This is a genomic window from Nitrosomonas mobilis (assembly GCF_900103035.1).
Classification (GTDB): Bacteria; Pseudomonadota; Gammaproteobacteria; order Burkholderiales; family Nitrosomonadaceae; genus Nitrosomonas; species Nitrosomonas mobilis.
Genome location: NZ_FMWO01000063.1, coordinates 24,327 through 44,506, shown reverse-complemented (window position 1 = coordinate 44,506; position 20,180 = coordinate 24,327). Strand labels below are relative to the sequence as shown.

Here is a 20,180-nt window from a genome sequence, read left to right as displayed (position 1 = left end):
AGATTCCTTCAGTGGTAGTAGGCAGGGCCGCGGATGTTGTCGTGTGTGTCGGGTAAGGCCAGGTCTTGTTGCTCTTCCAGGGGCTGCTCATCCAGGCGGTGTTTGAGGATGGATTCGATGCTCTTGTATCGGCAACTGCCCAGCATCAGGGCGCGTTGGCAGGCACGTTCTAATCGTGCCTCGCCGTAACTCTGGCCCAGCCGGAGAATGCCCAGACAGGACCGATAGGCCTGTTGCGGGTGCTTTCTTGCCCCCAGCGCGGTACGGATAAGCTTTTCAGTTGCCGGTCCAGTCTTGGCTGCCCAGGCGGTCAGTCGCTCTGGGGTCCACTCGCCGGCTTGGCGATGGGACTCCGGCATGTGAGCGGCGATGGTGCTATGCCGACCCTTCTGATCCGAACGCCGGTGGCTGGCGATCCGGTTGCCCCGGTGGAAGCATTCGATGGTGTTGTGGGTGATCCGGACCTCCACCTCTTTCTTGATCAGGGTGTAGGGCACCGTGTGCCCAGCATAGTCCACGAACAGCTTTTCACCGGCTCGGTGGTCCTGACGCATCACCAGATCCAGTTTGCCCTGCCAGGCCCGGTAGTGCTCGCAGAACCAGCTGTACTGGTAGCCATCCGGATTGGCTTCCCGGTACTCCTGCCAGAGCAGGAACAGGGTGACGTTCTTGCCCCGGAGCTCATCGTGGATCCGCTGCCAGTCCGGAATGCCTCGGGCCTGTGCCGGCAGATCCGGTGGTGGCGGGAACAGCCGTTGCTCCAGCTGGGCTTCACTCAGATCCTCTGGCAGCGGCCAGCCAAGCTCCGCCTCAGCAGCGCGCCGCAGATACTCGCTCACAGTGGGGCGACTGATGCCGCAGGCTGCGGCAACCTGTCGGTTGCTCAGACCTCGCTCCCACTTGAGCCGAAGGACTTCTTTGATTTTACGCATGGATAACCTCATCGCTGGCATCTGGCCCTCTCCGGATGAAAAGGAGCAGAGTACCGTTAGTTATCCCGCGCCGGACGTTTTGATGGGGAAATCAGGCAGCTTGCCAAGGTGGCAGCTTTGCCGTGGAATCAGTGGCAGCTTTCGCGTGGAATGGGTGGCAGGCTTCGTCTGGAATCAGTGGCAACCTTGGTCTGGAATACGCAGTCGAAGGTAGTGAAGGCCGAAATCAGCGCTGAGCACGTTCGCATAGACGGCGGTATGGACATGCTAGTCAAATGCACCTTGATGGATTCACAGACCAAGTGGATGGCTTACCGATCGACAAGCGATTCCGCATGCGTAGTTCATCAGCACATCAAGCGAGATCAGGGGAGGAGGGGGACGTGCCTCAGCACCAAACCTGCCCCTGTACCAGTTGAAAGCATTGAGAGGAAAAGAACCTTTCTATCAACGACCAGAACAGCGCTGACAACCGCCAAATATGCCTTTAAAGCAGAATACTCAGACGCCTTCGCTGATTTTCTTCTTCTGAAAGGCGATGATGAATATGCGCGACAACATATCGTCAACCTTAAAAGGGTATGGCGCATCCATGAGCTAATGTGGCCCAAAGAAAAAGGCCATGACGGTGGCAGATTCCTAGCTCGACTATCCTGCACCAGGAGTGACAGTTACAGCTTTGCGACCACCCAATTTGTTCTAGAGGCGGCCCGGTTTGGCCAGATCGGCCTTCGTAGTCTAGACCCCCGCGGTTACTCACCAGAACCCGAATATGACAAGAAAATTATCGAAGGGATTTCCAACGCTCTGCTGAAAGATAATCAACGAATCCTTTCACAGCTATTAGTTGATCTCGAAAGAGGAATAGAAAACGCCAGAGACGCGCAAATTGTGTTCGACCGCCGGCGCAAAGAACTCGGTGACGGATTTACGTATCTCGACCTGCAACGGCCAAACTCAGTTCGACAAAAGGGCGGTGATCTTGAAGCCCGACTGGAGGTCATCCACTCGTACGATGGGCGACTAGCGCAAGCGTTCTTGATGAAAAACGACGAATTCTGGTTCGTACTACTCGTCTCGCAAAATGTTTTTGGCAAGGAAAAGATGGCCAAGATCACAGGAGGGGACGGGCACTACAAGGAGGTTGTATTCACCACTCCTATCGAAACAGCGCGACGTTTGCTTGGTCTAGCATCATCTGAAAAGACCGAGGCAGAAGCAAGAATTGAGCTCCAAAAAACGGTTGATCGCGATTTCCAACGGTTGCTGACCGATCACAGCTCAAGGGCTCTAATCACCATCTGCGAAATTGCTGAATTAGGGAGCGGAGGTGCTGCTGCCTTCTACTCAGTCCTACCATCAACCCCGATGAGCTTGCCGGCGAATTGTCCGCGGCCGATCTATCGAATCAAGGTGCTACAACCTAAAGATTCCAAAGTTGGCACAAAAAAAATCTACAGTCTCACGACCCTCCCATCAGGCAAAGATTCATCTGCATTTAATGGAAAGGCACCTAGGGATGCTCCGATCAACTTGCTGCGCGGCGGCCGCAAGTCGTAATTTGCACGGCACGCAGCGCTATTTGCTCAAAACGACCTGATGCAGTGTTCATCGAGGGCGTTTTTCGCCCGGTTTTCCATGTTAAGCGCGCAACTCGCCCATACCCATCAGTTGTTTTCGAGCCATCCACAGGTTCGACAGGGCGAACAATGTGGTCAACTGAGCCGTGTTTTTCATCAGCCCACGAAAGCGCACTTTCACGTACCCAAATTGGCATTTGATCACCCGAAACGGATGTTCGACCTTGGCCCGTGTCTGGGCTTTGCAGTACTCAATCTTGCGCTTGGCCTTGTAGAGCACGCTGCGTTTATTCAACTTGGAATAGGTGCTGCGGCGCGCCGCGATTTGCCAGATCACTTCACGATTTTCATGCTCTTCACGCTTCTCAACGCCGGTGTATCCGGCGTCTGCATACACTGCATTTTCTTCGCCATGCAAAAGCTCGGCGACCTGTGTGACATCGGCGACGTTGGCGGCGGTGCCGTGGACGTGATGAACCAAGCCGGACTCGACATCAGCGCCAATATGGGCCTTCATTCCGAAGAAATACTGGTTACCTTTTTTGGTCTGATGCATCTCGGGGTCGCGCTTTCCCTCTTCGTTTTTAGTCGAACTGGGAGCATGAATAATGGTGGCATCGACGATAGTGCCCTGACGCAGAGACATGCCTTTGTCCTGCAAATAACCATTGATGACCGCGAGGATTGCAGGTGCAAGCTGATGCTTTTCCAATAAGTGCCGGAAATTCATGATCGTGGTGTCTTCAGGTATCGGGGCGCTCAAGGTCAAACGTGCAAACTGGCGCATGGGCGTGATTTCGTAGAGCGTTTCTTCCATGGTCGGATCGCTCAGGGAAAACCAATTCTGCAACAGATGAATACGCAGCATGGTTTCCAGAGGATAGGGTTTTCTGCCGCCACCGGCCTTGGGGTAGAACGGCTCGATCAGGCCCAGCAGACCCGTCCAGGGCACGACCTGATCCATCTCGGCGAGGAAGCGTTCGCGGCGTGTCTGCTTGCGCTTGCCGGCGTATTCGAAATCGGAAAAGCTCATCTGGCTCATAGGCGGCTCGGATCAGGTGGTCAGGCGTATTTCAGCACATTTGAAAACTTGTTCGGAGATTCCTTAGAGGGTGTAGACAAAATCAAGTAGTAAGTCGACGAGCGAGCATGCGAGCCTCAGCCAGCCATACCCAAGCCTCACTCACATCCAGTAACCGATCGTGGTGCATGATCAGCCGCCTGGCTCGCTCATTCCAGGCATGAGTCCGTTCCACCACCCAGCGCTTGGGCATGACCACAAAGCCGCTCGCAACCGGCGCTGCCGTGAACAAATCGCCTTGCTCTGAATGCCATTTCCCGGTGCGGCGATTGTTCGCTCCTCGTATGACCTGGATCTCGAGCGAATGAGTGTGCTGCATACGCTGGGCCCACTTTCCAGCGTAGGCACTGTCGACGAACAGGGTATTTAATGACGGGTACTTGTCCATCGAGGAGGTCACGGCGTCGTCTGCCGCATCTCGATCCTGCACACTGGCTGCGCTGATGCTCACGGCCAAAAGAAGGCCCAAGGTATCTACGATAAGGCTTCGCTTACGTCCTTTTACCTTTTTGCCTGCGTCGTAACCGCTTTCACCGCCTTGGGGAGAGCTGCGCGTTGATTGGGAATCCAGAACAGCGGCTGACGGCCGCTCATCACGATCCACCCGCTCTCGCCATTGGGCACGGAGCCGGTCGTGCATTTGCTCAAACTTGCCCTGAGCGCTCCAGCGCCGAAAGGTTTTATAGACATTGTCCCAATGGGGAAACTCGCGAGGCAGCATTCGCCAGGAGCACCCTGTGCGCACGACATAACAGCAGGCTTCCAAAAGAGTGCGCCGGGAGTGGCGAGGCGGTACGCCTCGACCTCCCGAGACTTCAAATAAATCAGCGACCAACGTCCATTCTGCATCAGTCAGGCAACTGGGGTAGCGTTGCTCCGGCAACTGACGCCGGTGTGCCTCGGTATAGCCATAAGACTTACGAGGCTCGGGAGGCTGGAAGCTACCTTTGGCACGTTCCTTTACTCGAACGATCCCGGCCAGTCTCAGCGCTTTTGCAAAGGTGTCGGGATGCGCGGTGATGCCCGTTTCTGCATGGAATGCTTGCGCCAGTTCGGCTTGACTGGAATAAGGCTGCGTATGAGCGAGCCTGGCCAGCAGAGGATAATGGTGCGCAGCGATTACCGGTGGGCGTCCAGTTTTAGGCATGGCTCAATGCTGCATAGAAAGGAGGCAAGAAGTTTACTTTATTTTGTCTACACCCTCTTAGGGGCATATGATTTAGTTATAAATTTCAGAAAAAATCGTTGACAGAAGGGGTCCCTTGTGAAATTCTGTCGTAAGGAATAAAACGCCCATAAAACTGAGGCCTCTAGAACGAGGCGTTAGAGATAAGTACGCGTGATAAAACGGACCATTTACACCTTTCTCCCCGGCCGTTGATAGCAAGTACCAGTTCGATTATCTCAAGTCGGTAACGGCGACTGGAAAAAGCAACCCTGTGCATACTCACTTCAAGCTGCGTGGCGTATTCAAGGGCGATCCAGTACCGGCTGTTCGCGCAACACTTCAGGAAGATGCGCCTGAGCCTGAATAGCGATGAAAGTTACGCGAGGACGTTTTAACAGCCTGGATCCTGTTCAAGAAATGAGGAATCAAATGAATAGTCTTATCGACGAAGCAGTTGTTGGAAGAATCGACCAGTCATTGGCAAGCAGCCGTGTATATAGCTTGCTTGCTATTGGATTGGGATTTCCTGATCTTGAAAGCTATGCCGGCTTTTCGGACGGACGGCTAATCATTGAGATGCAACAGGCACTAGAGGTCTGTATGCCCGATCTGGCTGATTATTTTAGCGAGCAGATTGCTCCTCGCCTTACGTTGACATGCTCGTTCGAGGATTTCGAAGCATTGTTTCTTACTGCTTTCGAGACAAACATGCCGGTACCCAGCGCAGCCTTGTATGAGGGTGTGCATGTTCAGCAGAGTAACCGTCCGGCATTGATTCTCGAACTAAAAGGCTTTTATCGGAATTTCGGACTAACTATGGACGCCCGAGGGAATGAACTCGAAGACACGCTTACCGCTGAGCTTGAGTTTATGCATTTTCTTACGGCAAAACAGGCACAGGCAGAATTGGAAGGCCTGCCCCCAAATGCATACCAACGGGCTCAACGAGATTTTCTGGAGCGTCACTTGGTGGTCTGGTTACCTCTTGTGCGTGAAGAGGTAAAAGCAAAGGTGGCAACCCAGTTTTTTGTTGCTTTGACAGAGCTGGCTGAACAATTTGTGACGGCCCATCTGCAACACGTGTGCTGCGGGAAATTGATTCATAGATTCAGTTAGCCAAGAGTTTTTATGTATGAAAACACCAATTTTTTAGATTCTAGAATTTCATTTATTCATTTCACACAAGGGGATATCCATGACCAACATGTCGATTCGCAGTTTCAAATTGAGTCTCGCTGCCACTGCTATCGGGGCAGCCATAGCGATGGCTTCGTCACCTGTTGTTGCTCAGCAGGCAATGCAACCCATGCAACCGATGAAAATCGAGCGGGGAACCATCCTGACCCAGCCCGGGGTCTTCGGCGTTTTTACAATGTTCAAATTGCGCCCTGATTGGAGCAAGGTGCCAGCAATGGAACGCAAGAGCGCCGCGGAAGAAGTTAAGAAACTAATTGAAAAACATAAGGATAACGTTCTGGTTGATCTCTACCTAACACGTGGCCTAGAAACCAATTCCGACTTTTTCTTCCGCATCAACGCCTACGACTTGGCAAAAGCCCAGACCTTCATGCGCGAATTCCGCTCGACAACGGTCGGGAAGAATGCCGATGTTTTTGAGACCCTTGTCGGTGTAACAAAGCCCTTAAACTACATCAGCAAAGACAAGTCTCCAGGGCTGAATGCGGGACTTAGTTCGGCTACCTATAGCGGGCCGGCACCAAGATATGTGATCGTAATCCCCGTCAAGAAAAACGCGGAATGGTGGAACATGTCGCCGGAAGAGCGTCTGAAAGAGATGGAAGTTCACACGACACCTACCTTAGCCTATCTCGTGAACGTCAAGCGTAAGTTGTACCACTCAACTGGCTTGGATGACACCGATTTCATCACCTATTTTGAGACCGATGATCTGACAGCATTCAATAATTTGGCGCTGTCTCTGGCGCAGGTCAAAGAGAATAAATTCCACGTTCGTTGGGGCAGTCCGACAACGCTCGGAACCATTCACTCTCCGGAAGACGTGATAAAGGCGCTTGCCGAGTAAACGGCAAGGCTGTTCCTCCCATGCGCGCCTGGAACAGCCTTGTCTCGCGATCCTTGGGCCAGACCCAAGGATCGCCATACCCCAGTATTTGAGCATTTGAGAGTCTGAAGCTCACCTTGCTCGTTTCAGATCGCCGAGTAACCGACTCGCTATTATGCATGCCAATTAAATGACAAACATTCTCAAATCGCTGCGCCAACCAAGCACTAAATACTCACTATTGGGTTTGCTCTCGGTCGGCTTTATCGCAGGCATCTTCTTTTGGGTAACCGGAAAATCTGGTTGATCTCTAGGTATTGCGGGGAGGTCGCAATCCCCCATCTCAACGGATTTATTGGTTGATGTGCCCCAATACGATTAAGGTGTCTGTCAAGTTGGGAAATGACGCTTTCCTGGATTGATGGATGCGGATTTAATTATGGCTGGGACGTTTGCGTATTCCGGCAAACGTGGCACCACCCTAGGGCGCTTTATAGATCAGAGAATATGCCCATCAACCATCAACCATCAACCATTTGTCATCGTTCAGGATAGTTGTTATATTGCCTCCTCTTTGGGGAGTAGCCTGCTTCCGAAACTCGTATTTTCTTTAATCGGTTTTGAGATAAAACATTGCAACGCCTCAGAGTTTCTGTCGTTGTTGCCGATAAACTTTGTCATGTGACTGTAGGCGGAGGCGGTGACGCGCTGAAAGCCGAAAAAGTGGCGTGTGACGCAGGGCGTTACTTCAAAAACTAATGTAGGAAAACGTGGTGTGAGCCAGATTTTAATAGTTACCGACTTTATTATCAGAAGGTACCTGCCCTGTAGCGATTTTTAGTTACCAATTTTTTTACGACCCCACAGACGTGGCCAAGAACCTCGGCGTGTCCGTTCCTACGCTGTACCGCTGGGTGCCAGCCTCGGCACACGCTTAGCGTACGATTTTTTTCGTTTTCTGAAGCAACCCCTAACAGAAAAAATTGAAGATTACGCAAAAAACTATAAACTAACATTAGCTGTATAACACATGAACAGTATCATTTATTAGAAAAAGAAGCGGTGATCATGGTAAACAAATTCGTCATTGCACTTAAAGGGGTTGTCTCAGAAAACGGAATTGGCGGCAAAACCTCGAGTCTTTGGATCTCTTGCGTGCCACGTTTGCAAAGGAGGAGATTCCCCGTGAATTTTTGTAACATTACAAGCTGTATGAACCCTTTACATTCCTTAGAATAAATTACGGGTTAAGTGACAAATTTTGACGGTCTAAACTTTCCGGTGCATACTGTCACATAATCGAACGTATATGTGACAGGAGGAATAGGTGCTGATTGGCTATATGCGTGTTTCAAAGGTGGACGGATCACAGTCGACAGATTTACAAAAAGATGCTCTGCTGTCTGCGGGTGTTGATCCTTCTCAACTCTATGAGGATAAAGCTTCCGGTAAGCGCGAAGATCGTCCAGGACTCGCAGCGTGCCTCAAAGCACTACGCGAAGGGGATACGCTCCTGGTGTGGAAGCTGGACCGCCTCGGGCGCAACTTGCGGCACTTGATCAACACGGTGCACGACCTTACCTCGAAAGGAGTTGGACTCAAAGTGCTCACCGGGCATGGCGCGGCCATTGATACAACCAGAGCTGCCGGGAAACTGGTTTTCGGAATATTTGCCGCCTTGGCTGAATTCGAACGTGAATTGATCTCAGAGCGCACCATCGCGGGACTTGATTCTGCGCGGGCTCGAGGCCGCAAAGGTGGACGTCCGTTTAAGATGACTACTCCCAAACTTCGATGGGCTATGGCGGCAATGGGTCAGCCAGAAACGAAGGTGAGTGATTTGTGTCAGGAACTCGGTATTACACGGCAAACCCTGTATAGGCACCTTTCACCGAAAGGTGAGCTGCGCCCGGATGGGAAAAAATTGCTGACCGGGCAGTAGATTGTTGGTGAAAGTATTGTACTTTTTAAAGAGGGAAAGAAAATAGCCGCTACATTTAATAAGGCTATGTCATCGTTAATTGTTGGTTACTGTTTATAAATGATAACCTGTGTTTATTTACAGTAACCAACAATTAGCGCGAACATAGCTCTGGAGAAACAGGTAAGAATAAACAAACGTGGGCTGTGTAAACTGTCTGACAATGAAAGAGTGCCGCCGCGGTTATGGCCCAGGCATAATTAAAAAAAAAAGCGGAAGAGGAGTTAGAGTTTTTTACTTTTTTAACAAAACAACTGTGAAGAAATTATCGAAGCACAGCAAGATAAAATTACTACGTAGACTTAGAGCAATCCAGAGAAAAAATCACAAAGAAAGTAGCAGGAATAACAACAAAAGAAGACTTTCTTCTCTATTGGATGGAAACAAAGGCACTTGCAAGGTTATTGTTGCTCCTAAAATTTTTGACTTAGGCGCAGATGAAAACCGGAAAAATTTAACAAAATTTCTTGAAAGATTGAGAATATTTGTAAAACACAATAATTTACGAAAAATAACCATTGATTTTACGAATACCCATAGATTTATCGCTGCGGGAACACTGTTATTTTATTCGGAATTATCTTACTTAAAGCAGCTTATAAATAATAAAACAAAGCTCAGGTATATACCACCAAAGAATCCTAAAGCATTCGAAGTACTTATCCAGATCGAACTTCATAAACTTTGTGGAATACGAAAACCAAAATCAAAAAACGCCAATAAGTACGATGATGTATTGAATTGGAAAGTGGCGCATGGCATCGTAGTAGATAATCAACAATGCGCGCCAGCAATTGAGCCACACGAGGGGCAGCTAGCCGAACCCCTAATTAATGGAATATTTAAAGGACTTGCAGAAGCGATGGCAAATACGGTTCATCATGCCTACGCTGAGATCCGAAAAGATGGGCTAAACCATAAACCCTCCGAGAACAATTGGTGGATGTTTTCTCAAGCAAGAGATGGAGAACTCACTGTTGTTTTTTGTGATTTAGGGATAGGTATACCAAGATCATTGCCAAAGAAACATCCATCAATATTTCATAAGATGCTTTCACTTGGCAAGGTTAGCGATCACCAATGCATTGTTTCATCTGTTGAGTTAAATGCTACAAGCACTAAGATGCCTGGCAGAGGGAAAGGTCTTACGAATATCATAGAAATTGCCAGCAAGAACAAAGCAGGTAGCGTCTTCATTTACAGCAATAGAGGGATGTATAAACTCACCCCAGGTGCAACCAAACCTTTCTCTTGTGATCTAAAAGATAGTATATTGGGAACAATTATTTGCTGGAATGTAACGCTAAGCAAGGTGGTTTCATGAAAATTATTAATATAAAGAAAAATTTTTCCAGATACCCTGCAGGAAGATATTTTACCGATGGCCCATATAATGGTCAAAAATTCAGAGAAGAATTTCTCATTCCTGCTCTGTCCGAAGCCATAAACAAAGGCGAAAAGGTCAAGGTAGAGTTAGATGGTGTACGTGGTTACAACTCTTCATTTCTAGAAGAGGCGTTCGGTGGATTGGTGCGATCAAGTCAGTTTGCATCAACCCAGGATTTACCAGAAATACTTGAGTTCGTCTCCACAGACAAGAGTTTAATTGAAGAAATACATGGATACATGGAAGAAGCTGCAACTGCAGTAGCGCAATAATGCCTTTTTGTTACCAGAATTACTGGTCATTGGTTCCACCTCTGTTCTCAGGGGTGTTAATAATAGGCGGGTGGTTCGTTGTACATAAAGCCACCCTTAGCAGAGAAAGAAGAAAAGAGAAAAGGGAAATAATTAATAATGTACTTGAAGAAATTAGAGCCATAGAAAGTATCGCAGTTGATTTCCACAACTCGGTAATCTTTGATGGAAAAGTTAACAGCAATATCACTCTTAGAATAGACAGGCTCAGCAGAAAACTACAAGCCACTCCCTTCGCAGAGCTTGGGATTTCAAGAGATTTGATGATCCAGATTAGGCAAGCAATTACTCTCAAGCATTTCGATAAATCAGATTTCCCTACCGTATTCCAACGTATCACGCAACGAAACCCTTACTCAGCTTCTCATATTGAGATTTTGATTAAAGATATTAATGCCGCTACTGATGATTTGATAGATTGTATAGAAACCGCAAAAAATACTAATTTTCCATAGATTTTCTCCAGGGCCTGTTCCTGTTTGGCCGCCGTCATAGTAATAGATTAAATTGTCCTTCTCGCCAAGTGCATCACCATTTGAATACACTCTGGCATAGTACCCAAAAACATCCGGTTTTTCGGCCATGTGCGGCGCATAGACCGTGGAGCGGTTAACTCCCGCCAGTTCGCATTGCCGCGCTTGGAATCAAACAGGCTGGATGCCTGCTCTTGCAGTTCCTTCTTCCACATACCAACCTGCGTCGGATGAACCCCAAACTCCTGGCCAATTTCGTTAACCGTCTTGATGCCACGGACCGCTTCAAGTGCCACCTTGGCCTTGAACTCGCCACTAAAATTCTTGCGCTTCGTTTCGCTCATAACCTGCTCCTCAATTGCAGCAGGTTACCACCTTAATTTATTGTCTGAAAATCGGGGGCCACTATATGGTTCGGGAACATGTTCGGACATGTAATAATGATTTCCGCTCATAATTATGCTAGCCGATGTGATATTAAAGTTATCATTATCATCGAAAAGCGTTATGAAAAACGGACCACCAGGCGACCTCGTTTGTATTGGGCCCTTTATCATTTTATCCTGCCCTAGATGGGGTTCAAAACTAAATTGCATGCTGACTATATTCCCTAATCTTGTTGAATTTACAGGCTTGATCGAAATACCATTCGGTGAATCAAAGAGTATTTGTTTCCATGTCATTGTTCCTGCTGAATCAATTGAGAAAAAAATGTTAACTAGTGTGATATCGGAAATTTCGTAAAAACAGTTTGGGATGGGGGATCGAGCAGGCTCAGATTCTAAATTTATTCTAAACTGAAAATCGTTGAAGTGACCTGCATTTTCTGCTGGACGGTAATCTGCAGGTAAAGCGGGGTTCACTAAGCGGGCAAACGAATCTCACGGAACGCCTCGCCAAGCTGAAGCGCCGCACTTCGCCGGTCTCCCATGTCGACTAGCATGTCAAGGATTCGCAGGAATTTCTGTGCCAGGGTTAGCGTCATCGGCGCGTCACGATGTGCAAAGTGTTGCACCAGCCCTGCAATGCGTGCTGGGATGAATGTTCCATGCCAACCTTTAATGCCACCGGGACCGTCGCCTATAATTGCGAGCACCTGCTCTGCGAAGGCTTCGGCCGGGTAGTTCGCTCTAGCTCGTTCACAGAGCGTCAAGAATGGGCTCATCACTGAAGCAGCCCATCCGCCAGCGCGAATGAAACGATCAATCAAGGGCAGGATGCGGGTGATTTCAGACCAGTCGCCATTCACATAGCGAGCGGCCAAATCCGCGCGTTCGACTGAGACGAACATCAACGTGTGAACAAGCTCGGGTTTACCGAAGCCTGAAAATTCTCCGCTCCGGTAGGTGTCGCGCTTGAAGGTAGGGTCCTGGAGGAGCCGTCCGAGACAGAGATCGAGTATCGCAACTGTGTCGACTGGAACGACCGGAGCATCGTACACGTAAGCGCAGACAAAGGTGCTCGAGAATGGCGAAAGAAGAGACCAGCAATTGTCGCCTTCGAGGTCCAAAATCGGATCAAGAAAGCGCGCCTGAAAGTCGGCAAGCGGCATAAGGCCAGCCATGTATCCCAGCCTTGATCCGAGCGTATGCGTCCACTCAAAGATTTGGGTCTCCGACCGATCGCGGCGTCCGGGCTTCACCCACGGTGGTGCATTCTTCTGGTTGGTCCAGTCGAGAACACTGGCAAGGAAGTCGAGAAGCACGCTCTTTGCACTGCTGTTTAGAACCTCGTCCAAGGGGATGCGCTGAAGGACTTCTGCAGCCTGCTTTGAGTGCCAGAAGACATCCGGTTCACCCCATACTTCAGCAGCGTCGGTTGCATCATCCAAGTCGTAATCTTCATATTTTTGAAACCCACGCCGGCCCTTCCCAGGTTCGACCTTCACCCAGGCTGGAGGCGGCAACGGGAGAGGCGCCCATTCGCTTTCATGTTCATAGAACGCAAGCGCCGAGTTGACAGCGGCTTGTGCTTCATTTGATGTATGGAGTGCTTCACCGTGTTGACGGGGCTGGTCACGCGGCCGCGAAGGAACGTGGCAGAGTGAAAACGCCAAGATCAGCGCGGCCCAAGTCAACTTCGAGTCATTAGGCCAAAGCTTGCAGGCCTCTTCGAGTGCGGTCAACGCAACAATTTCAAGTGGGTGCGCGATTAGCCAGAGGAGGTCATTAGCCGTGCTGCGCGCTGCTGTACCTTCCCGGAGATCCGCTGCGAGCCCCCGTGCCACATAGATCCCCTGGTGCCACGGGACGACGGAACCAGGGAACCACATCGAATCGAACTTTTCTGGCAGACGGATTGCGCGTCCTAGGACACCACGAGCCCACTCAAGGTCTTCGTGTGTACACCCTTCTCTAAAGTTAAGTGCTATGGCCGCTGTGGCGGCGACTGCACCCCGACGCATTCCCAACTGCTCTTCTTCATTCTCGCTGTTCGGGTGGTCGAATAAGTCGCTGGCGTCCGCTTCCTTGGACAATACGATGGCATCCTCGATCGTATAGGTGTCGTTCAATGTCGTTTCTTCGAATGATTTGGATGCCCACGTCCAAATTCCGTTAATTTTAAGGTACTTAATAGCATTTTTGGCCCTAGAGATATTTTCAGGCTGCGCGGCAGATGGGCTGACGTGGACAATCGCTACTTGGTCCGAACCCTCTTCGGTGCGGTAGGCCTGATAGTTTTCGAGGTCTGCCAACTCGGCATATTTGAGTGCCTGCTTTGTGAGGTGTTCCCGCACCTCCAGATTGTCGAGGTGTTCTTCGTACTGGAAGGGCAGATCGTTCTTGAAACTGAGGATCGCTTCGCGTGCTCGATCGCGGAGCGGCTCCGTCGCAAAGACAAACCTGGGTAGCATCCAACTAAGCTGTGTCTTGCGGGTAGCCCTAGCATTTGCCGTCTGGATTGCTTCAATGTGGGGTTTGTCAGTACTACTTCTGAAACCGATCAGGTTCGACGCTGACGAAAGGTCTTGCGCCATTCGATTGTGATCTGCGGCCAACAGACTCTGCGAGGTGAAGAGCGGTAATGTTGTTTCGGACACTGTCTCGGTGTGAAGCGCGAGCATCGACGCTATACCTAGGATGGCGATGCACTCGTTTCCCTCGACGATTTTCTGGATCAGCTCGTCAACGGGACGGCCGTGCTCAAGCTCGGCAAAGCACCACTCCTCGAGCGCCATAAATGCGCAGCCGATGGCCTCAGGCGCCCACGTTGATCGAAACCAAAGATACTCTCGATCGGTGCCCCAGAAAATTTGGGTACCCCAGGGAAAGGTGAGTTCGAGCGGTATAGGGGTACCTCCACGGTCGCACGAGTGATTATGCAGCTGTCGCCATGCGGTCATCGAATGATTGCAGAGTTCTCGAAGGAGCCGCAGTGCATGGTCGGGAGATGATTGGGAAAGCGAATGAAATGGCTCTCGAAGTGGCGAAGGGGGCCAGAAGCTTCGGTAGTCGTCGTGGATCGAAAGCCTTTCCCAGTCGTGGTAGTTGAAATCGCCGACGGTTCGCAGATATAGTCCGCCCGAAAACGCCTTTTTTTCTGTATGCGTCCGCTCGGCTTCCGGCTTTGCTAAAACTGCTTTGCGCCACTCAGCCGTGTCATGAAGTTCCTGTTTTTTTCGGGCAACTTGCTCATTCGGAAGCTCCCCTAGCAGGAACGCTAGTGAAAGCTCGACCACTGACTGGGGTAGCGATTGGGCGAGGACGGGTGAGTAGGCGATGATGTCATGAAATGCATCGCCTCGGATGCGCTCCGAGTTGGTGACCCGTCGCAAATAGACGGCTGCAAGGGACGGCTCGGCTCTCGACGATCTTAAGAGGAGCTGGCCCAGCGATTTTCTGAGAGCATCCAAGCCGGGAACATCCCCCCAATAAGCAGAGTTCTCGTCAGGTTTATCGGCGATACTGATCGCGTCGATGGCGGCGAGCCAAGTAGCGCATTGTTGCAAAAGTGCATGAGACGTCGGGTCGCGGAAGTCGGCCAAGGCATTCTGCCAGACCTTGAAGATGGAGACGATATCTGGATAAAACCGCTGCGGAATGTCTCCAACGCGCCGTAGTATAAAATTGATGAGTCGACGCCACGCGGAGAAGTCGGAAGGCCATCCGAGAAGATCAGCGAACCGTTGGCGTTGTTCTTGTGGGAGACCGCCGGTAAGGATATTCTCATTCGGGGTGGTCTTCTCAGCCTGAAACCAGACGAGCATCTTCCTGAAAAGTCTGAAGTCGTTGGCAAAGACGGCCGACGCGAATTGGTCTTCATCAACTTTGAATCTCGCAGTTCCGAGGGGACCAACCAGCCACGCTCGCAGCCATTGTGACCTAAATTCCGAATTCTCCGTTTGGGCAAGGTAAGCCGGCCAGTTTGTTCCCTGCGTATACTCCCATTGAGAGGTGAGTTCGACGACGCGCGCGACTGCCGGTGGCTCTCCGCAGGCCTTGATAACCTCCATCCATTGTAGTCCGCGATCGGCTAAGACATGAAAGAAGGCCCATTCGAAAAAGATATCGTGGGCGAAGCTGACGGAAACCCCTTCACGGGCATTTTGGAGTATGCCGTCTGATTTTAGGTCATCGATGTGTGCAACTGAAGTTAACTGGCCAAGGGCAATCGGTTGGCTAAGCTGGCGGGCACGAACACTTGCCAAGTCGAGTAGTCCGCGCTGGCGTTCAAGTGCGTTTTGACCCGTTTCATTGTAGCCGCCCCGCCGCCACCAATTCTCAAGCAAATCGACTTCAGATTGGGGGGCGAATGTCGAAGCGCTGGGGTCGGCCATGTAGCTCTGGTTCAGCACTTTCGCGAAAAAAGGCCGTCGGACTATTTCTTGCACTTGAGCGGATCCAAACAGAAGCGATCTCAGGTGTGGCTTGGCTTTTGCAAGCGACTCGGCCTCATCGCCGCTCAACTGACCAACGCTTAGCGTTTCGACCTTCAGGGCATCGAGGAATTCGCCCAACCAATTGCGAAGCATCTCAATGCCGGTGTCGCGAAGGGAAACGACAATGCGCCAGTTATCAAGCTGTGGTGATTTCACAATGGTGTGGATCACATCGACGATGATGGGCTGGTGTTCTTTGTCGATGCGGTCGATCGCATCGACAAAGAGTACCGGAGTACCGGCAGCGCCGATCTCTACGAGAAGTTGCTCTAGGTGAGCACCCGATAAACCCTGCGAGGTCGCATAGCTGATCCAGCTGGTCCCTTCGAGCTGTTCGGCTTTGAGGAAGATGATCGGCCCGTTTCTCAGCGCACGCTGCACTGCTCGCCTCACCACGACTGATTTGCCACTTCCTGGCAGGCCGCGGACCTGGACGACACGGGCTGTTGTGAGTTTTGCGTCCATGCTCTTAAGGAGAGAAATACGGTCGAGCCTTGTTCCCCCAATATCGTCCGGAATGAGGTTAGCGCAGCTCTTAGCTAGCTCCGTTAACTTGTCGAGGTCGAGGCGTAGTGAGGACGCACTGCGGAGTCGTGCGACAGGTGAGATCAAACGAACAAGTCGTATGCGATCAAACTGACCTGATTTACCGGCTGATGAACGGGCTAGCTGAACTGCTCGCGACCAGACAAGCGGCGCCTTGGCTGCGTCATCTGGCGCGAGGCAATCCTGAATACGATTAATGGCATCAGAGGGATCAGTGGCACCTTCGCGGAGGAAGTCGAATTGTATGAGCACGAAGTGAGCAAGGAACTGATGCTCTTCTTCACTCGTGCACGGTGCCCCCTTCGCTGCTTTCAGTAGATTAACAATTTCTTTATTAACCGTTTTGATGTCTTTGCTGGCGCTACCACCATTCGCAAAGCGAGCGTGGAAATGCTCCGCCGTCAGGCTTTCGCGGGCCCAATCGCAAAGGGTCTTTAATGCCCGCTCTTTGACAGGAGTGACCGTACCAACCGCGGCCCCGTAGCGGTCAACGTCGAAGCGAAAGTCTGACTTGTTGAGGGTTGCCCAACTATCGCGGATGATTTCGCGAAAGTCTTTGTTCGTTTTTGCACTGCTGATCGTGAGCGAACGCTTTACTTGGAGGCTAAGTCTGGAGAGGTTCTTTGAGGTATCTTCAAAATCGACGATTACATCATCTAGTGGTTCACCGAAATCGCGTTGCTGAACCGAAACTCGAACAACGGTTCGATCATCGATGCCGGGTGCATAGGCCTCGGCTAGCAGTGCGGTGAGATAGAATGCAGCCGCATCGCCCTCAAAGGTGAAACCTTCGCCGCCAGCGAGTTCGGGTGATTGTGTCATCGGCTATCTTGAAACCTTCGCTAGTTGTCCGCTTCCACTGTTTACCATGATTGGATTGATTCCTGTGTTCTCTTCATCGTGTTCATCCTAAGTTGGGAAATTGAGAGACCGTATTTGTAGCTTGACGGGCTCTGTTGCAAAAACCAATCAACTTGGTGCATTATTGAATTTTCTCAGGGTATTTCTCGATGACTGATTTCAAATGGCGTCATTATCAGGGCGCTATAATATTGGGCTGTAGCTGGCAGGTAGATGAGACCTATGTGAAAGTTAAAGGAAAGTGGACCTATTTATACAGGGCTGTTGATAAGCACGGCAACACAATTGATTTCTATCTGTCGTCTACCCGCAACAAGAAAGCGGCGAAACGGTTCCTTGGCAAAGCGCTCAAATCTATTAAACCATCGGCACATCCAGAAACCATCAATACAGACAAAGCGCCGACTTTCGGCCCCGCCATCAATGAACTAAAGGAAGAAGGTAAGTGCCAGAAAGATACGGTTCACCGGCAAATAAAACACCTGAATAACATTGTTGAAGCCGATCACGGAAAACTCAAGCGGCTGATAAATCCTGTGCGCGGTTTTAAATCCATGAAGACCGTCTACGCAACAATTAAGGGATTTGAACTCATGCATATGTTAATAAAAGGACAGATGGATGCATGGAAATATGGTCAGGCATTAATAGAAAAAATCCGTCTTATCGAAAGACAATTCGATATTTATAGCACATAATAAAACAGATCAGAGGCATACTCTGAAATACGATATTTTTTGCAACAGAGCCAGGAATTTTACATTTTAGACCGGTGCTGATTTCGGGACGGATCAGAGGAACTTGAGTGAAACGTATAACACTGTTACTTTTTGGTTTTATAAGCCTGTTACCACAACTCATTTTTGCAAGTCCAATCCATGACCATTGTCAGATCACACCTTGGTTACAAACCAATTCTACGCTATTCGACCCTACCTAACAAAGTTGCCATGGATAAAAGCGGCGCCAACTACGCGGGTTTGGAGAGCATTAATATGTTGCTATTGATGGCAGGTTTATTGAGTTTTATTGAAATATGCCAAGTGAAGTATTTGAACAATATCATCGAGCAGGACCACCGTTTTATCAAGAAAATCACGAACCCCATGATGGGATTCAAAGCCTTTCATTCAGCGCAAGCAACTATCGATGGCATTGAAACCGCACATATGGTCCGAAAGAGGCAACTGTCTGATAAAATATACCCGCTTATAAGCAATTTATGGATTTAGCAGGATAACTGTGCCCGTAGATGAGTGTGGCTTGCACTTTACGAATATTTGCGACAGAACCCGTAATCTTGGATCACCGCGCTGTTTGGGGAAGGCGAATATCGAGGACTTCCGGTTCAAACTGTACCTGAAAGCAAGTCCGGTGAATCCCATGCGCAGCCACTGCGCCACAAGAAAGACCCCCGGTCAGTGGTTGTTTGTCGCGCCACGGTGCCACTACATCGATAGGAAAAGCTTCTTCCGTAACCAGACTCAATAACTGAACCAGTGTCCACGCTGTCGAGCGAATTGACCAGGTAACCCTATACTCAATGAGCTCGCCGTGGCGGGTCAATACTTTTATGATATGCCGGATGATCTGGTCAAGCAGTATCTGTAGTTGTTCAGTCGCCGGTGTGCGCACGCTGTGGGACATCGGCACATCGTCTAAAGTGCAAATTAGATAATAAATTTGACTAGTGACTGTAACACGGGCTGTAGAATAGAAAGAACCACATACACAATACCAAATAGCCAGAACGGCGCTGTAAAAAACCCGATGATTAACAGAATAAACCAGCTTTCATCTGCTTTACTTCTTCCTTGCCTTTTATACCCTCTATGGTCGTAATAAGTACTTGGTTTAGCCCTATGTGGTTCTGGTTTGGTAACATCTTTTATGATTACACCTATCCTATCGATCAACCAGAATATTAAAAAAGCAACTACAGCAAAACCAATTTGTAAACTTACTATGCCCATTGGGATAAAGATTCCCCAAAACTCAAGAGCATCTTTGTAATCACCAGACGGCAGAATGAGCGATATTACTATTCCTACATGCACTATTAACAAAGGAACTATGATAGTCCAGAACCCGATGTTTTTTTTCATCATTCACCTGTGTGATATCTGTAATCAAACATTTCATCTTCTCGCATATTCAATTAAGGGCACCTCTAAAAATCCACATTTCGCCACAACACTGTGTCGCTTAACAAGTTTCAGCCAATGAATTCAGAGTGGTCCGTTCTTGGTTGCTATAACGCAATTCATATTTATCTTTGATACGTTCCCAGCGCTTCCCATACTCACACCAAAATGATTTCATAGGCGGTAGCCATTCATGCGGCGCTTTGTCTGATTTAGCCTGGTTGGTTGCGTCATGCACCACAAGCAGATTTTCATAATCGTTCGCAAATACTCGTCGTTGTGCTCTTGTCCATTGGTCAGCGCCATGCCGATGCGCATGAGCTAAAGGCACAACATGATCAATATCCAGGTCTGATGCGCTGGTAAATGTTTGTCCGGTGTAGACGCCAACCCATTTGCCTTGCCTGACGGTGCAACGGCGATAATCTTTGAATTGAACGGGCACTTTGCTGGTGGCAATCAATAATTCCTGCCTGGTATTCTGACAGTCCCCATCTGAATCAATCCAGTGCGGCCAATCTTTCCGGTTATAGACCCTGCTGTATGTGCCGGGTTTTGCCTGTTCGTATGCTTCTTTTGATTGCTGTTGGATTGAAAAACAAGGTTCCTTGTGGCATTCGTAAGTGTTGGTCTTACGATTGAAATGACCACCTTGCTTATCCAGGCCACCGCCATGTGAGAAGGCGAGGGCAGGGAACAACAGGCACAGCAGAAAAAGGAATTTCATTTATAAGAGCGGGCTCAGCGGTGTGGGGGCTAAAAAACGATTAACGGCAAATAACGTTAAGCCTTAATTGTAAGGGCTCTCAAAAAT

General features: G+C 49.6%; 16 protein-coding genes and 2 pseudogenes. 10 read left to right on the top strand and 8 right to left on the bottom strand.

Annotated elements, in window-relative coordinates:
* Positions 1 to 8 precede the first annotated feature (8 nt).
* On the bottom strand, positions 9 to 953 hold the full coding sequence (locus tag NSMM_RS11195; RefSeq protein ID WP_090287491.1) for a Mu transposase domain-containing protein: 945 nt from the start codon (positions 951 to 953) through the stop codon (positions 9 to 11).
* Between the two features lie 87 nt (positions 954 to 1,040).
* Here NSMM_RS11195 and NSMM_RS11185 point away from each other — a divergent pair, with 87 nt between their 5' ends.
* A complete protein-coding gene (locus NSMM_RS11185) occupies positions 1,041 to 2,492 on the top strand; it encodes a hypothetical protein (RefSeq protein ID WP_176753954.1) in 1,452 nt (483 codons plus the stop codon).
* Positions 2,493 to 2,573: 81 nt separating this feature from the next.
* On the opposite strand, the gene NSMM_RS11180 is transcribed toward NSMM_RS11185, so the two are convergent.
* Entirely contained in the window at positions 2,574 to 3,554 is a 981-nt protein-coding gene (locus tag NSMM_RS11180; RefSeq protein ID WP_026140357.1) for an IS5 family transposase, read from the bottom strand.
* Between the two features lie 82 nt (positions 3,555 to 3,636).
* On the bottom strand, positions 3,637 to 4,740 hold the full coding sequence (locus NSMM_RS11175) for an IS5 family transposase (protein WP_046487324.1): 1,104 nt from the start codon (positions 4,738 to 4,740) through the stop codon (positions 3,637 to 3,639).
* Positions 4,741 to 5,190: 450 nt separating this feature from the next.
* On the opposite strand from NSMM_RS11175, the gene NSMM_RS11165 reads away from it, so the two are divergent.
* The 7 genes from NSMM_RS11165 to NSMM_RS11140 all read left to right on the top strand — a co-directional run bounded on the left by NSMM_RS11165 (position 5,191) and on the right by NSMM_RS11140 (position 10,918).
* Entirely contained in the window at positions 5,191 to 5,877 is a 687-nt protein-coding gene (locus NSMM_RS11165; RefSeq protein ID WP_218121098.1) for a molecular chaperone TorD family protein, read from the top strand.
* Positions 5,878 to 5,956: 79 nt separating this feature from the next.
* Entirely contained in the window at positions 5,957 to 6,805 is an 849-nt protein-coding gene (locus tag NSMM_RS11160; RefSeq protein WP_090287485.1) for a chlorite dismutase family protein, read from the top strand.
* A 400-nt stretch (positions 6,806 to 7,205) separates the two neighbouring features.
* Entirely contained in the window at positions 7,206 to 7,469 is a 264-nt protein-coding gene (locus NSMM_RS15270) for a hypothetical protein (RefSeq protein ID WP_143001935.1), read from the top strand.
* 642 nt (positions 7,470 to 8,111) lie between these two features.
* On the top strand, positions 8,112 to 8,726 hold the full coding sequence (locus NSMM_RS11155; RefSeq protein ID WP_090287482.1) for a recombinase family protein: 615 nt from the start codon (positions 8,112 to 8,114) through the stop codon (positions 8,724 to 8,726).
* Positions 8,727 to 8,928: 202 nt separating this feature from the next.
* The gene (locus tag NSMM_RS11150; RefSeq protein ID WP_143001934.1) at positions 8,929 to 10,089 is read left to right on the top strand and encodes a hypothetical protein; all 1,161 of its coding nucleotides are present in this window, start codon (positions 8,929 to 8,931) and stop codon (positions 10,087 to 10,089) included.
* Positions 10,086 to 10,424, top strand: coding sequence for an STAS-like domain-containing protein (locus NSMM_RS11145; protein WP_090287478.1), 339 nt, complete (start codon positions 10,086 to 10,088; stop codon positions 10,422 to 10,424). Before NSMM_RS11150 ends, NSMM_RS11145 begins: the two co-directional genes overlap by 4 nt.
* 29 nt (positions 10,425 to 10,453) lie before the next feature.
* A complete protein-coding gene (locus NSMM_RS11140) occupies positions 10,454 to 10,918 on the top strand; it encodes a hypothetical protein (RefSeq protein WP_143001933.1) in 465 nt (154 codons plus the stop codon).
* Positions 10,919 to 11,094: 176 nt separating this feature from the next.
* Here NSMM_RS11140 and NSMM_RS16545 read toward each other — a convergent pair.
* Together NSMM_RS16545 and NSMM_RS11125 are read right to left on the bottom strand one after the other, a co-directional pair.
* Positions 11,095 to 11,280: pseudogene (locus NSMM_RS16545) on the bottom strand (transposase); the annotation flags it as partial.
* Between the two features lie 518 nt (positions 11,281 to 11,798).
* Positions 11,799 to 17,183 carry an NACHT domain-containing protein gene (locus tag NSMM_RS11125; protein WP_090287471.1) on the bottom strand — a complete coding sequence of 1,795 codons (5,385 nt, stop codon included), beginning with the start codon at positions 17,181 to 17,183 and terminating at the stop codon, positions 11,799 to 11,801.
* 188 nt (positions 17,184 to 17,371) lie between these two features.
* On the opposite strand from NSMM_RS11125, the gene NSMM_RS11120 reads away from it, so the two are divergent.
* Positions 17,372 to 17,920: an IS6 family transposase gene (locus NSMM_RS11120; RefSeq protein ID WP_090287469.1), complete on the top strand. Its 549-nt coding sequence runs from the start codon at positions 17,372 to 17,374 to the stop codon at positions 17,918 to 17,920.
* A gap of 207 nt (positions 17,921 to 18,127) precedes the next feature.
* Positions 18,128 to 18,454, top strand: a pseudogene (locus NSMM_RS11115) (DDE-type integrase/transposase/recombinase); the annotation flags it as partial.
* A gap of 73 nt (positions 18,455 to 18,527) precedes the next feature.
* On the opposite strand, the gene NSMM_RS16160 reads toward NSMM_RS11115, so the two are convergent.
* The 3 genes from NSMM_RS16160 to NSMM_RS11100 all read right to left on the bottom strand — a co-directional run bounded on the left by NSMM_RS16160 (position 18,528) and on the right by NSMM_RS11100 (position 20,093).
* Entirely contained in the window at positions 18,528 to 18,869 is a 342-nt protein-coding gene (locus NSMM_RS16160; protein WP_218121097.1) for a hypothetical protein, read from the bottom strand.
* A 23-nt stretch (positions 18,870 to 18,892) separates the two neighbouring features.
* Entirely contained in the window at positions 18,893 to 19,327 is a 435-nt protein-coding gene (locus NSMM_RS11105) for a hypothetical protein (protein WP_143001931.1), read from the bottom strand.
* Positions 19,328 to 19,427: 100 nt separating this feature from the next.
* The gene (locus tag NSMM_RS11100; protein WP_090287465.1) at positions 19,428 to 20,093 is read right to left on the bottom strand and encodes a GmrSD restriction endonuclease domain-containing protein; all 666 of its coding nucleotides are present in this window, start codon (positions 20,091 to 20,093) and stop codon (positions 19,428 to 19,430) included.
* Between the last annotated feature and the right edge of the window lie 87 nt (positions 20,094 to 20,180).

Excerpts from the sequence above, each read along its gene's own strand:
- NSMM_RS11150 (WP_143001934.1), top strand. The coding sequence starts at position 8,929 with ATGAAAGAGTGCCGCCGCGGTTATGGCCCAGGCATAATTAAAAAAAAA.
- NSMM_RS11175 (WP_046487324.1), bottom strand. The coding sequence starts at position 4,740 with ATGCCTAAAACTGGACGCCCACCGGTAATCGCTGCGCACCATTATCCT.
- NSMM_RS11160 (WP_090287485.1), top strand. The coding sequence starts at position 5,957 with ATGACCAACATGTCGATTCGCAGTTTCAAATTGAGTCTCGCTGCCACT.
- NSMM_RS11165 (WP_218121098.1), top strand. The coding sequence starts at position 5,191 with ATGAATAGTCTTATCGACGAAGCAGTTGTTGGAAGAATCGACCAGTCA.
- NSMM_RS11125 (WP_090287471.1), bottom strand. The coding sequence starts at position 17,183 with ATGACACAATCACCCGAACTCGCTGGCGGCGAAGGTTTCACCTTTGAG.
- NSMM_RS11145 (WP_090287478.1), top strand. The coding sequence starts at position 10,086 with ATGAAAATTATTAATATAAAGAAAAATTTTTCCAGATACCCTGCAGGA.
- NSMM_RS16160 (WP_218121097.1), bottom strand. The coding sequence starts at position 18,869 with ATGTCCCACAGCGTGCGCACACCGGCGACTGAACAACTACAGATACTG.
- NSMM_RS11195 (WP_090287491.1), bottom strand. The coding sequence starts at position 953 with ATGCCAGCGATGAGGTTATCCATGCGTAAAATCAAAGAAGTCCTTCGG.
- NSMM_RS15270 (WP_143001935.1), top strand. The coding sequence starts at position 7,206 with ATGGATGCGGATTTAATTATGGCTGGGACGTTTGCGTATTCCGGCAAA.
- NSMM_RS11180 (WP_026140357.1), bottom strand. The coding sequence starts at position 3,554 with ATGAGCCAGATGAGCTTTTCCGATTTCGAATACGCCGGCAAGCGCAAG.
- NSMM_RS11120 (WP_090287469.1), top strand. The coding sequence starts at position 17,372 with ATGACTGATTTCAAATGGCGTCATTATCAGGGCGCTATAATATTGGGC.
- NSMM_RS11100 (WP_090287465.1), bottom strand. The coding sequence starts at position 20,093 with ATGAAATTCCTTTTTCTGCTGTGCCTGTTGTTCCCTGCCCTCGCCTTC.
- NSMM_RS11105 (WP_143001931.1), bottom strand. The coding sequence starts at position 19,327 with ATGAAAAAAAACATCGGGTTCTGGACTATCATAGTTCCTTTGTTAATA.